The sequence below is a fragment of the Rhodococcus sp. UYP9 genome (assembly GCF_040547235.1).
Classification (GTDB): domain Bacteria; phylum Actinomycetota; class Actinomycetes; order Mycobacteriales; family Mycobacteriaceae; genus Rhodococcoides.
The window spans coordinates 388718-401338 of the sequence record NZ_JBEPPH010000001.1 but is presented as its reverse complement, the minus strand read 5'-3'; the positions used below and the strand labels follow the sequence as shown (position 1 = coordinate 401338).

The following is a 12621-nucleotide window of genomic DNA, read 5'->3' as shown; positions in this document are numbered from 1 at the left end:
GTCACGGCCTGCTGATCTCGACCATGAAGAAGTCGGCCTTGGCGGCACCACAATCGGGACAGCTCCAGTCCTCCGGGATGTCTTCCCATCTGGTCCCCGGCTCGATGCCGTCATCGGGCCAGCCGACTTCCTCGTCGTACTCGAATCCGCATTGGATGCATTGGTAGAGCTTGAAATCGGTGGACATATCAGTCTGCTTTCTGTTCGAAGTCGATCTTCTCTCGCACGCCGCAGTCCGGGCACGGCCAGTCTTCGGCAATGTCGGTCCACGGGGTGCCGGCCGGAAATCCTTCACGCGGTGCGCCGACGGTCTCGTCGTAGACGAAGTTGCACACGGGGCATTGGTAACTGGCCATCACTGCGCCTCTGGAGTCGCACCGTAGCGAGCAAGGATCTTCGCGCGCTTGCTCGGTTCGATGTTGACGTTGGTGATGTCACCGAGGTAGTGCTCCAACACCCTGTGGTCCATCACCTTTCGCCAGATGGGCGGGAAGTAGGCGAGGGCGATCATGCTTGCGTAACCGCTCGGGAGGTTCGGTGCGCCTTCCATGCTGCGCAAGGTCTGGTACCTGCGGGTCGGGTTCGCGTGGTGATCGCTGTGCCGCTGAAGGTGATAAAGGAAGATATTGGTGACGATGTGATCGGAGTTCCAACTGTGCTCCGGCGCGCACCGCTCGTATCGGCCGGAGGCCGTCTTACCGCGTAGCAGCCCGTAATGTTCCAGGTAGTTGACGGTTTCGAGGAGCGCGAATCCGTAGACGGCCTGCAGAATCAGGTAGGGCGCGATACCGATGCCGAACACGGCGATGAGTCCGCCGAACAACACGACCGACATCAACCATGCGTTGAGGACATCGTTGCGGATGTTCCACGTGGACTTACCGAGTCGATCCATGCGCGTCTTCTCCAGCTCCCACGACGAGCGCAGGCTTCCCCACACGCTGCGGGGGAGGAAGCGCCAGAAGCTTTCGCCGAACTTCGAGCTCGCCGGGTCTTCCGGTGTTGCGACCCGAACGTGGTGACCGCGGTTGTGCTCGATGAAGAAGTGCCCGTAGAACGTTTGCGCCAGTGTGACTTTGGACAGCCAGCGTTCGAGGCTCGGCTTCTTGTGTCCCATTTCGTGTGCCGTGTTGATTCCGACGCCGCCCACGACGCCGATGCTGATGGCGAGTCCGATCTTGGAGGCGAGTCCGAGGCCGCCGTCGATCCCGAGCCAGCTGAGGTTCTCTGCTGTCCACAGGTAGCAGGCGAAGACGAGGCTCGCGAGCTGGAAGGGGATGTAGATGTACGTGCAGTAGCGGTAGTACTTGTCGTTCTCCAGGCGCTCCATGACCTCGTCGGGCGGATTCTGACCGTCCGGACCGAAGAACAGATCGAGCACCGGCAAGAGTCCGTAGACGAGGATCGGCCCGATCCACCACAGCACGGGGGAGACCGCGGACCAGCCGAGTTGGTTGAAGACCCAGATCATCGCGGTGGCGAAGAAGACGGCGGTGGGCGGGACGAGTCCCATCAGCCATAGGTAACGCTTCTTGTCGTGCCACTCCTCCATGGGGGTGCTCGACTGGGGACTCATCTGGGTTGCCACGACGCAAACTCCTCATCTGACGCGGATCACAAGTGGTGCATGTCACTTAGTAGATGACAATACAGCAGATATGTAAACCCGGTGGACAAATGGGGAGATTTGTCGACGCAGCGAAATTCTCGTCTCAGTCCTCGATCGGCACTCCGAGATGCCGGGCGAGCTTGCGCATCGTGTCGACGATCTGCTCCTCCTTCACTCGCGGAAACCCGGCAACCCTGCGGAACTCCGGATCGGTGACGCGTGACCAGTCGTAGACCTGGGTGAGCGCGGTCCGATCGTCGGTAACAGCGTCGAGCTCCCACGACCAGCGGGTTCCGCGTGGCTCCATGCCCTTCCGGTTGGGGATCCACCCGATCCGGCGATCCTGCTCGAAGACGAACACGGTGTTTTCCATGACGTACTCACCGATCGCAGGCTGATACATCTCCATGGCGAACATCTCGTCCACAGCAGTCAGGGGCATCGGGTCGATTGCGCCCTGCAACATCTCCGATCCATCCAGCTCGGCCTGTAGTTCCGGATTCGCCAGGGCCGCGAAAATCGATGCTGCGGGGGCGTCGATCACGCGTCGGACCGTCAGTTGTTCGGTCAAAGGGAGCTCGCTTCCAGTCTTGTGGCGTTACCTCTCGCGCACGTATGTACCCGAAGCGATCGAGCATATTCCTCTCAGGCCGATTTCAGCCCTGCAACAGCGTTGGAGTTTTCCGGCCTGGGGAGTCCGTAATGCCCGCGCAGAGTGTCCGCGGTGTACTCGGTACGGAACAAACCCCGAGCCTGCAGGATCGGCACGACGTGGTCGACGAAGAGGTCCAGCCCCGACGGCAGGACGGGCGGCATGATGTTGAAACCGTCTGCAGCGCCGCTGACGAACCACGACTCGAGTGCATCGGCGACCTGGTCGGGAGTCCCGGTGAACGTACGGTGACCACGTCCACCACCGAGCCGGCCGATCAGTTGGCGGACGGTCAGCTTCTCGCGACGAGCGAGATCGACGATCAAGGTGTAGCGACTCTTGGCACCCTCGATAGCGTCCTCGGGTAGCAGGTCGGACGGTAGTTGCTCGTCGAGAGGCAAGTCTGCGATCGGGACCTTCAGCAGATCCGCGAGTTGGCCATGGGCGAATTCGTGGACGATGTAGCTCTCCAATTCAGCAGCCTTGGCCTCGGCTTCTGCTTCGGTGCTCCCGAGTACCGGGACGATGCCGGGGAGCACCTTGATGGCGTCCGGATCGCGTCCGAAAGTCGCCGTCTGCGCTTTGATGTCGGCGTAGAACTCCTGCGCGTCGGCGAGCGTCTGTTGAGCGGTGAAGATGGCCTCGGCGTACTGCGCGGCGAAGGCACGTCCATCGGCGGAAGATCCCGCTTGCACGAGCAGCGGATAGCCCTGTGGGCTACGAGCGACGTTGAGCGCACCGTCCACGGAATAGAATTCACCGTGGTGGTGTGGTGGGTGGATCTTCGTTGCGTCACCCCAGATGCCCGACGCCTTGTCGGCCACCTGCACGTCGTCTTCCCAACTGTCCCAGAGCTTTTGGGCTATCTCGACGAATTCTCTTGCGCGACGATAGCGTTCGGCGTGCGAAGGTTGGTCCGCGAGACCGAAATTACGAGCTGCGTCGCCGCCGGCAGTGGTGACGATGTTCCATCCCGCGCGTCCACCGCTGAGATGATCGATGGAGGCGAACCTGCGCGCCAGGTTGTACGGGCTGTTGTACGACGTCGACGCCGTCGCGATGAGACCGATCTTGTCGCTGACCACGGCCAATGCCGACAGCAGGGTCAGCGGTTCGAAACCGCCGGATGGGCGGCGGCCGACATCGGCATACAGGACCGGGCCGTCTGCGAAGAATATGGAATCGAACAGGCCACGCTCGGCCGTCCGCGTCAGTCGAACGTAATGCTCGAGGCTTCCGTTGGCGTCGGGATCGCTCTCGGGTAGACGCCACGAGGCCTCGTGATGGCCGGTGGACATCAGAAATGCGTTCAGATGCAGCTGCTTGGTCATGCGGACACCTCGATGGAATCGACGACACCCAGGGCAGCGAGCAACTCGTCGCGATAGGTGCCGAACAGTGGATTTTTTCGGTCACGGGGGCGGTCGAGTTCGATGGCGAGATCGAGTCCGATTCGGCCGTCTTCGAGCACCAGTACGCGGTCGGCGAGCGATACTGCCTCGTCGACATCGTGGGTGACGAGGAGAACGGTGGGGCGGTGTCGTTGGCACAGTTCTCGGATCAATTTGTGCATCCGGATGCGGGTCAGGGCGTCGAGTGCTCCGAAAGGTTCGTCGGCGAGCAGGAGCTGGGGGTCCCACACCAGTGATCGTGCCAGCGCAGCGCGTTGGGCCTCGCCGCCGGACAGCTCCGACGGCCATGTGCGCTCCCGCCCGCCGAGTCCGACCTCGGAGAGGGCGGCGACTCCGCGTGCACGAACCCCGCTCCCGGGTGCGCCGAGCAGCACGTTGTCGAGGACACGCTTCCAGGGCAGAAGCCGAGAGTCTTGAAACACCATGGAGATCCGATCAGGGGTGGTGATGGTGCCGGAACCGAGAACATCGTCGTCCAATTCGGCGACTGCGCGGAGCAGCGTGCTCTTTCCTGATCCGCTACGGCCTAGCAGGGCGACGAATTGCCCTGCCGGAATGTCGATGTCGAGGTGGTCGAGCACGGTCCGAGTGCCGAACTCTCGCACCAATCCTCTGATCTTCAATCCGAGTTGCCCAGTTTCGAGTTGCCCAGGGGTCTCTAGTGCAGTCCGCGACGCCATGACAGTGCCTTCCTTTCGATCGTTCGAATGATGGTGTCGGTGACGAATCCGAACACTCCGTAGATGACGAGCCCGACCACGATGACGTCCATCTGGCCGTAGTTCTGCGCTTGGAACATCATGTAGCCGAGTCCGCTCGTGGCATTGATCTGTTCGAGTACGACGAGCGAGAGCCAGGAGATGTTGACCGCCAATCGAAGTCCGATGAACAACCCTGGAAGCGCGCCGGGGAATACCACCTGCCGAATGAACTGGGTTCGGTTCAGTCGAAGAACCTGCGCGAGTTCGACATAGCGGTGATCGATACCCTGCAGTGCTGCAACGAGATTGATGTAGATCGGCACGAACACGCTCAACGCGATGATGACGATCTTGAAGCTTTCACCGATTCCGAGCCACAGGATGAGCAGCGGAATGAGGCCGAGCGTGGGAATCGCGCGCTTGAGCTGGACCGTGCCGTCGATCAAGGTGTCGCCGACTCGGGTCAGACCGGCCAGCAACGACAGCACCAGCGCGAATGCGAGACCGAGACCGAACCCGATCGCTGCCCGTTGCAACGAGGTCGCGATGTCACCCACGAGGGTGCCGGTCGTCCACAGGTCGAGAAAGGTTCCGGCGATGGTCCACGGGGCAGGCAACATACGAGTGTCGATCAACTCGTAGGTCGAGGAGATGCTCCAGAGCCCGAGAATCAGGACCGGGCCGGCAATCGGTGCCCACCGCGGGGATCGTCTCGGCACCAGTCGTTTTCGGCGAGCGGTCGGGGGCGTAGGGATGGCGGTCGGAGCAGCTTGTTCGGTGGTGGCGCGGGTGGGGCGTAGCGAAAGTGTTGTCATATCAGCTCCGGTACTCGGTGTCGATCGCGTCGGCGAGGATGTTCTCGAATCGCCGGTCGAACAGTGTCTCGGCGTCGAACGAATCGACGAAGCCCGCAGCGGAGAGCAGTTCGATGTTCTTCTGCTGCCATTCGATGGCCTCGTCCCAGGTGGGCGGGTAGATGGGCCGGTTGGCCAGCGCGACCACTGCTCGAGCGTCGGCCGGCCCCAGATTCTGAGTTTCGACGTAGAACTTCTGAGCCCAGATCTCCGGGTTCTCCCAGATCCAGATGTTCGCGCGCGCCCAGATGGGGATGTAGGACGTGAGTGCCGCCGCCTTGTCGCCGTCTTCGAGCACGGTGGTCGGTGCCCACAGGATGCTGAGCAGATCGACCACGTCCGTTGTGATGACCCTGGCGCCGTCGGCTCGGTACTGCTCCAGATACTTGGGCACCTGGGAGTTGCCCAGCACTGCCACGTCGACCTGTCCGGACTGCAATGCGGTGAGAAACTGATTGCTGGTCAGATTTGTCAGCGTCACATCCGACTGGGCGATCCCGGCTTCTTCCAAAGCACGCAGCAGGACTGCGCCTTGGGCTTGTCCCTGTGAGAACGCTAGCGTCTTTCCGGCGAAGTCCTTCACGGTCTCGATGTCGGACCCCGGCTTGGTTGCAAAGGCGTAGTTGGGAGTTCGCGTCAACTGCACGGCCACGATTTTCGCATCGAGTCCCTGATACTCGGCTTGGATCGGAGGTAGTCCGGCATTGGTTGCGACATCGAGGGACTTGGAGCGGAAGGCATTGATGACGTCGGGTCCTGCAGTGATGTTGGGCCACTCCGGAACCTGGAAGCGCAGTTCGTCTTTCAGCGAAGACAAGCCCAACGCCAGGGCCACCGAACCCAGCGGGGACGAGATCTTCAACGCGGTATCGGGCGCGAAATCGGTGGGGATGGTGCTTTCGCTCGTGAGAACTGTTGCAGGGCGGGCAGTTCCAGTGCAACCCGCGAGTCCGAGTGCGGCGGCACCACCGATCAGCCCACGAATGAACAATCGTCTGTCGAGCGTTGCCGAAGAATGGGTATGGAGAGACATGAGAAGTCCTTACTGGTTTTCCGGACATGGCCGGACAACTGGCGATAGGCGCCGAACGAGAATCAGCGAGAGTGGATGACGGGAATCGACCCGAGACAACACTCGGCCCTAGCGGAGCATCCGGCGGCGCACACTGCGCTGCGTCCGTACCTGAGCGTCTTCACCGAATCGAGAGTAGGGGGAGGGCGCAGGCGCAGGAAGCTATGAAATCGCGGTGATCGAAAGTCTGGAGCTCGTTCCCGATCTGGCATTCGAATGGGCCAGGTACGATCGGATAAACCACCCCGCCCACAAGCAGAGGATTCATGGACAGCGATAGACCCGGGCCGGACGCGGCTCCACGCACGATGTCGACAATGTGCGAGGCGGTGTCCGGCGAATGAGCGAAGTGCTCACCCTCCTGCTCGGTATCCTCGTCGTCTTCCTCATCACGGTCGTCACCGGCTATTTCGTGGCGCAGGAATTCGCTTACATGACGGTCGACCGCTCTCGACTCAAAGCTCGCGCCGAGGCCGGCGACACGGGCGCGCGGCGCACGCTCGAGGTCACCAAACGCACGTCGTTCATGCTTTCCGGCGCGCAACTCGGGATCACGGTGACCGGACTTCTCGTCGGTTACGTGGCAGAGCCGCTCATCGGACAATCCCTGGGCGCAATGCTCGGAGGGGTCGGTATTCCGACCGCGGTCGGAATAGGTATCGGTGCCGTAGTAGCGCTGCTCTTCTCGACGTTCGTCCAGATGTTGTTCGGCGAGCTGTTTCCCAAGAACTTCGCGATCGCCCGGCCCGAGCCGGTCGCACGCTGGCTGTCCTTGTCGACAACGATGTATCTCAAGCTTTTCGGATGGCTGATCACCATCTTCGACCAGGCATCGAATCTGCTGCTGAAAGCGCTGAAGATCGAGCCGGTGCACGACGTCGAACACTCTGCGACGCTTCGTGACCTCGAACATATCGTTGCCGAGTCGCGAGGTTCCGGTGATCTGCCCGACGAACTGTCAGATCTCCTCGATCGCATCCTCGACTTCCCGACGCGAACCGTCGAGCATGCGATGATTCCGCGATCGCGTGCTGCGACCGTGCGTGCCCACGATTCGCTGGCAAGTGTCACGGCATCGATGGGTCACGAACATTCTCGCTATCCAGTGCTGGACGAGGACGACGGCATCGTGGGTGTGGTGCATCTGCAGGACATTCTGATCGCCGTCGATCGGCCGGACGCCGAAGTCCGCGAGTTCGTTCGCCCGGCCTTGATTCTGCCGGAGACACAGTCACTTCCCGACGCTGTGCTCGAATTACAGTCTTCGAACAACGAGCTCGCCTGTGTGATCGATGAATACGGCGGTTTGACCGGTGTCATCACCATCGAGGACCTGGCCGAGGAGCTCGTCGGGGAGATCACCGACGAGCACGACAGTGATGAGGTCGATCCGACTCCGATTGCAGCCGAGGACGGTACTTGGACGATGAGCGGTGAGGTTCACATCGACGAGGTCGAACGCTCCATCGATCACGATCTGCCCGGCGGTGACTACGAGACCATCGCCGGTTTGATCATCTCCCATCATGGAGCTTTGCCCAGCGTCGGAACCATAGTGGAGGTCGAGTTGCCAGCCGATTCGGCCGACCTGGTGAACGACGACGACGAAGTGCCCGAGCGATACGTGGTGCTCGAGGTGCGCAAGATCGACAACTACGTCCCATCGGTGGTCAGCCTTCAGCTGAGACAACGTGATTCGCGTAGCGGCGATGCCGACTGCTTCGATGACAGAGAAAAGGATTCCCACCGATGAGTGATCCGTGGATCGTACTGGCGGTCACTGTCGGTCTGATCGCTGCAAGTGCCTTCTTCGTCGCCGTCGAGTTCGCGCTGCTTGCGGCAAAACGCCACCGGCTCGAGGATGCGGCGAGCACCAGCAGGTCGGCACGTGCGGCCCTGCGTAGTTCGAGTGAACTGACGGTGCTGCTGGCAGGTTCACAGCTCGGCATCACCCTGTGCACGTTGGCGCTCGGCGCCACCACCAAACCAGCCGTTCACCATTGGCTCACACCAGCTTTCGAGTCCTGGGGAATCGCGTACTGGGTGTCGGACGTGGCCGGTTTCGTGCTTGCGCTCATCATCGTCACCTTTCTTCATCTGGTGGTCGGCGAAATGGCCCCGAAGTCGTGGGCCATCGCGCATCCGGAACGGTCCGCGACGTTGCTGGCAATTCCGATGCGAGGATTCATGTGGCTGACTCGCCCGATGCTTCTCGCTCTCAACGGTATGGCGAACTGGTGCCTGCGCAAGGTCGGCGTCGAACCATCGGGACAGCTCGCCTCGGGACAGAACGCCGAGGACCTGCGCCAGTTGGTGGAACACTCCGTCAACGTCGGAGCGCTGGACAGCAGTTACTCGGCGCAGATTTCCGGCGCGCTGGATCTGCAGAAGCTGGTGGTTCGTGACCTTCTGATGTCGCCGGGTCTGCCCGTGTCGGTGTCCTCGGCAGCGACGATCGCGGACGTCCGAGCAGCGTCGATCGAGTCGGGACACCTCCGCATTCTCGTGCGCGACAGTGAGATCGTCAGCGGAGTGGTTCATGTTCGCGACACTCTCAACGGCGATGTCACCCTCTCCGAAATCACTCGCCCGGTACTCACCTTGCAGGTCGACACTCCGGTGTACGTCGCACTGGCTTCGATGCGCGAAACGAGCAATCATCTTGCGCTCGTCGTCGAAGGAGGGCAGACACTAGGGGTGGTGACGCTCTCCGATGTCCTCTCTCGGCTGTTGCCGACTGCTACTTCGCCCGTCTGAAGACGACTCCCGAAGGCATGAGAACACAAAAGAACTCGGCCCTCGCTGGAATATCTCCCGCGAGGGCCGAGTGGTTGTTTCTCGAGCGTGTCAGATTGGATTGATGACCAGCAGCGTTGCCCAATAGGTTGCAACGTCGTGGCCGACCTGGGGGAGTAACAGGTCATACAGAAGGTAGGACATCATCTCGCTCGAGCTCCTCGTTGTTCGCGGCACAGGCGCCACTTCAGGGGTTAACGCTCTACATGGTTCACGAGCCTCGCCGGAAGGTCAATCACCCCGGTGGAATCCGCCCGTCGGGCGAGTTTCCAGAGGATGGGAGCCGATAGATGAAGGACGTCGCGTTCGAGCTGAGTGAGCTCCCCGTCCATCGCGTCGGCGAGCCACTTGTCGCGCTGGGCACGGTCCGCTGCGACGAGGGTCGTTCCTGCGGCGGTCATGACGATCAACAATCTTCGCCGATCGGTGGTGTCCGGGGTGCGGGTCACCAAACCCTCGGCTTCGAGGGCGTTGAGATTACTCGTCAGCGACTGGATACGCACGCCCTGCATCGCAGCGAGGTCGACGGGGGCGCTCGATCCGCCGCTTCGCTCGACGTCGCCGAGAATCTGCATCTGACTCGGCGTCAGGTAATGCACCGGCCGCTGCTTGCGCAACCTTCTCGTCAAAGCGAGCATCGCCTCGCTGAACTCCGAGGTGCTCATCTATCCGCCTGCTGCACGCAATCGGTACGCATGTCGGTAGCTTAATCGCCGCTGGACCTGCGTGAATACAACTACGTTCTCGCGCTCGGGTGCCGAGCGCGAGAACGTAGCGTTCATCGTGAAACCTGTGCTGAGATCAGGTCAGCCGATGCAGCCCTGCAGGGTGGTGAAGCTCCCGGCGATGCCGGGTCCCTGGCATACGGCCCCGGTGGGGGTCAGTGTGATGGTGGCACCCGGGCCGGCAATCGCGATGGACAGCCCCAGCCCGGCGGCCGAGTTGTCCGCGACGCTGCCCGGTCCGAATGCGATCGCGGCCGGTCCTCCGCCTGCCGCGCCGTCCGCCACCGCGGTGCCGCCGTTGAATCCGAGAGCGAGTGCTGCTGCGTTCGCCATGGCGGTGGCAGATCCCCAGCCCTCGAAACCGTATCCGGCTGCCGCGCTGGTGGCGTCGGCCTGACTGTCGCACTGGGAGTTTCCGACCAGCGACGCTTCAGCATTGCCACCCGGTGCGGTCGTACATCCGACCGGTGCGGCGGACGCCGTCGCGGGAACGAGTGCGGCGAACGCCAGTGCTGTGCCGATGGCTGCTACGCCGCCCAGACTTCTCTTCACTGCTGTCATGCTGGCTGTGGACATGTCGAGCCTCCCGATAGGTCGTTGGTAAAGGCGGGCTGCGTGGAACTGGTGTCCTCGCAGCACCTTCCTCTACGGTCCCCTCTCTGGGACACAGCCAACCCAAGCGACCATTACGTATCGGTCACGCAATGGTCACGAAAAGGTCACGACGGCAAAATCTCGAAGTCTGCAGAGGTCCCCGTGAACGGTCTGAGCCGGCCATCGATCGAGCGGGAATCACCGAAATACACGATGCGGTAGCGCCCGGTCTGCTGCGAAGCCGGAACATCCCACGCGATCGTGGTCTCGGTGATCGGCCCGGAGTTGTCGAAAACGATGGTGGTGTACCAGTCGCTGTCGTCGTACTCTCGAACCCAGTTCGCGCCGTCGGCTCGCTCCACGGCCAAGTAGGTGTCGTCGCGTCGCAAGTTCGAGTTGGGGTTCGCACCGCAAAACCGCACTGCGACATGTGCGCCGACGTCGTACTGCGGGGCCGGCTGACTCAGGACGTCACCGAATGCTCTGCCAGGGGCCGGAAGGTCGACGAACGCGATTCCGCTGGGAGAGTTCGGTATCGCGCCGGTCAGGTCCGGCTGCGAAGTGCCGTTGTCGACGGCCCGCCCATCGCGCATGGCGGCTGCGAGGTCGACGGCGATTTGGACGGTTGCCGGCAATTGCCAACGACCGAACGGTGTCGCGCCGCCTTCGTAATCCTGCTGGTCGTATTCCTCGGGCGTGGTCAGATAGTGGCCGTAGCCGTTGGTGTATCCCTGTACGACGATCTGCCCGGAGTCGATGCCGAGTGTGTCGGCCAGGGCTGTCCGCAAGCGTGAGCCTGCGACGATGGTCGGCTCGAACGGGCACGAGAACAGGAAGAACCCGCCCAGCCGCGCGAGATGAAAAGGAAGCTGCTGCTGCACGATTCCCGGTATCAATCCGACTGGGAGAAGGATGTCCTTCGGAGCATGAGCATCGCGTAGCCACTGCGGCATCACCACCGCACTGAGAGCTGCCAGTGCGGGATTGCCGCCGCGCTCGCCCTCTTGAAGGCCGAGCTCCGGTAGTCCGCCGCCATCTTCCTGGCTCGACGCCGCGAAGGCGGCACCGAGCGCTGCGGGGCTGGTGGTGTGGGTGCGGCCATCGCCGGTGAACTCCGGCCGGACGGTGAAGCCGGAGAAATCTGCATACATCCACCGGACATCGATGCCGTTGCCGACGGCGCTCGCAGAGGACTCGGTTTGCGCACGCGCAGTATCGAATTGGCGCAGGCCGATGATGCGGGTGTTCTCGAACTCATCCGTTGTCGGACCGGTGCCGGGCTGTCTGTCCAGGTTGGGTGTGATGTCGCCGGGGGTGCTTTGGCAGAAGGCAGCGACGAAGGTGGGGTTGCGGTAGTCGACCTTCTCGACCTCACGCTCCCAGTGCCAGGCCGCGTATCCCTTGTTGTCGGTGCTGACCAATGTGTTCGTGGCCTTCATCGACGTGCCGTGGGTAGCGAACCAGTTGATGACGCCCGCCAGTTCGCCGTCCCGCATCACCTGAAGGTTGACCGATCGCGGATCGATCTTGCCCGGGAATCGAGAGGTGTCGGAGATCGGATCTCGGTCGAACGCCTTGGGAGAGCGATTGACTCCGGCATCGGTCAAGGACCCGGTGGTGATCGAGACCTGACCGGGTTGCACGTCTTCGTGCGCTCGCGCGATCGCGTCCACGATGCCCGCGACGTTGGACTCGAAGGTGATCGGCCGGAAGCCCAGCGTGGTGATGTCCACCAAGAGGTGGCCGTCGGTTCCCCCGGGGGCGGCATGAGTGTGCGTAGCCGAGAGCAAGACGTTCCCTCGGTGGTAGAGATCGCCGAATCGAGCGGAAAGCCGCCGGAGCACTTCTTCGAGGATGCTTTCGAACATGAGGCCGACCTCGCACGTCACATGCACGAGTCGCTGCGCGGAGGCAGCGTCGACGAACACGAACACGAACGCCCGCGCACGCTGCCGCAGGTGTAGGCCTGCCGATGACTGCTCCAGCACTGCGTACCCGTTCATTCCGGCACCGAGCGGTTCACCCGTCATGTCACCGATGCCTCGGCCGACCTCGAGACCCCCCGGTGCCGCCCACGCCCGCCCCGCAGTCCCGAGGGTCGCGCTACCGAAGGTCGCAGCACCGAGGGCCGCGACCCCGGTGGCAGCGAGAAACGATCGTCTACCGAGTCCTGAATTCACTACGATTGCCCCCATGCTCGTCGATT

At 62.3% G+C, this 12621-nt stretch carries 13 protein-coding genes; 2 read left to right on the top strand and 11 right to left on the bottom strand.

Annotated features, from left to right (window positions below; all coding sequences use genetic code 11):
* Position 1: 1 nt before the first annotated feature.
* The 8 genes from ABIB36_RS01940 to ABIB36_RS01905 form a co-directional block, all read right to left on the bottom strand.
* Complete coding sequence (locus ABIB36_RS01940) at positions 2-187, bottom strand: rubredoxin (RefSeq protein WP_084347010.1); 186 nt, start codon at positions 185-187, stop codon at positions 2-4.
* Between the two features lies 1 nt (position 188).
* A complete protein-coding gene (locus tag ABIB36_RS01935; RefSeq protein WP_084347011.1) occupies positions 189-356 on the bottom strand; it encodes a rubredoxin in 168 nt (55 codons plus the stop codon).
* A complete protein-coding gene (locus ABIB36_RS01930) occupies positions 356-1576 on the bottom strand; it encodes an alkane 1-monooxygenase (RefSeq protein ID WP_354559291.1) in 1221 nt (406 codons plus the stop codon). The genes ABIB36_RS01935 and ABIB36_RS01930 overlap by 1 nt, the downstream gene beginning before the upstream one ends.
* A gap of 136 nt (positions 1577-1712) precedes the next feature.
* Positions 1713-2180 (bottom strand): SRPBCC family protein, encoded by a 468-nt coding sequence (locus ABIB36_RS01925; RefSeq protein WP_354558980.1) that lies wholly within the window; start codon positions 2178-2180, stop codon positions 1713-1715.
* 74 nt (positions 2181-2254) lie between these two features.
* The gene (locus tag ABIB36_RS01920) at positions 2255-3592 is read right to left on the bottom strand and encodes an LLM class flavin-dependent oxidoreductase (protein WP_084347014.1); all 1338 of its coding nucleotides are present in this window, start codon (positions 3590-3592) and stop codon (positions 2255-2257) included.
* Positions 3589-4353 (bottom strand): ABC transporter ATP-binding protein, encoded by a 765-nt coding sequence (locus ABIB36_RS01915; protein ID WP_084347015.1) that lies wholly within the window; start codon positions 4351-4353, stop codon positions 3589-3591. Before ABIB36_RS01915 ends, ABIB36_RS01920 begins: the two co-directional genes overlap by 4 nt.
* Positions 4332-5189: an ABC transporter permease gene (locus ABIB36_RS01910; protein WP_354558979.1), complete on the bottom strand. Its 858-nt coding sequence runs from the start codon at positions 5187-5189 to the stop codon at positions 4332-4334. The genes ABIB36_RS01915 and ABIB36_RS01910 overlap by 22 nt, the downstream gene beginning before the upstream one ends.
* A gap of 1 nt (position 5190) precedes the next feature.
* A complete protein-coding gene (locus ABIB36_RS01905) occupies positions 5191-6261 on the bottom strand; it encodes an ABC transporter substrate-binding protein (protein ID WP_084347017.1) in 1071 nt (356 codons plus the stop codon).
* Positions 6262-6640: 379 nt separating this feature from the next.
* Here ABIB36_RS01905 and ABIB36_RS01900 point away from each other — a divergent pair, with 379 nt between their 5' ends.
* The gene (locus ABIB36_RS01900) at positions 6641-8053 is read left to right on the top strand and encodes a hemolysin family protein (RefSeq protein ID WP_084347018.1); all 1413 of its coding nucleotides are present in this window, start codon (positions 6641-6643) and stop codon (positions 8051-8053) included.
* A complete protein-coding gene (locus ABIB36_RS01895) occupies positions 8050-9057 on the top strand; it encodes a hemolysin family protein (protein ID WP_084347019.1) in 1008 nt (335 codons plus the stop codon). The genes ABIB36_RS01900 and ABIB36_RS01895 overlap by 4 nt, the downstream gene beginning before the upstream one ends.
* 233 nt (positions 9058-9290) lie before the next feature.
* On the opposite strand, the gene ABIB36_RS01890 is transcribed toward ABIB36_RS01895, so the two are convergent.
* The 3 genes from ABIB36_RS01890 to ABIB36_RS01880 all read right to left on the bottom strand — a co-directional run bounded on the left by ABIB36_RS01890 (position 9291) and on the right by ABIB36_RS01880 (position 12610).
* Positions 9291-9761: a MarR family winged helix-turn-helix transcriptional regulator gene (locus tag ABIB36_RS01890; protein WP_084347020.1), complete on the bottom strand. Its 471-nt coding sequence runs from the start codon at positions 9759-9761 to the stop codon at positions 9291-9293.
* 141 nt (positions 9762-9902) lie between these two features.
* On the bottom strand, positions 9903-10397 hold the full coding sequence (locus tag ABIB36_RS01885; protein ID WP_256895625.1) for a DUF6764 family protein: 495 nt from the start codon (positions 10395-10397) through the stop codon (positions 9903-9905).
* A gap of 143 nt (positions 10398-10540) precedes the next feature.
* Positions 10541-12610, bottom strand: coding sequence for a neutral/alkaline non-lysosomal ceramidase N-terminal domain-containing protein (locus ABIB36_RS01880; RefSeq protein WP_354558978.1), 2070 nt, complete (start codon positions 12608-12610; stop codon positions 10541-10543).
* Positions 12611-12621 lie beyond the last annotated feature (11 nt).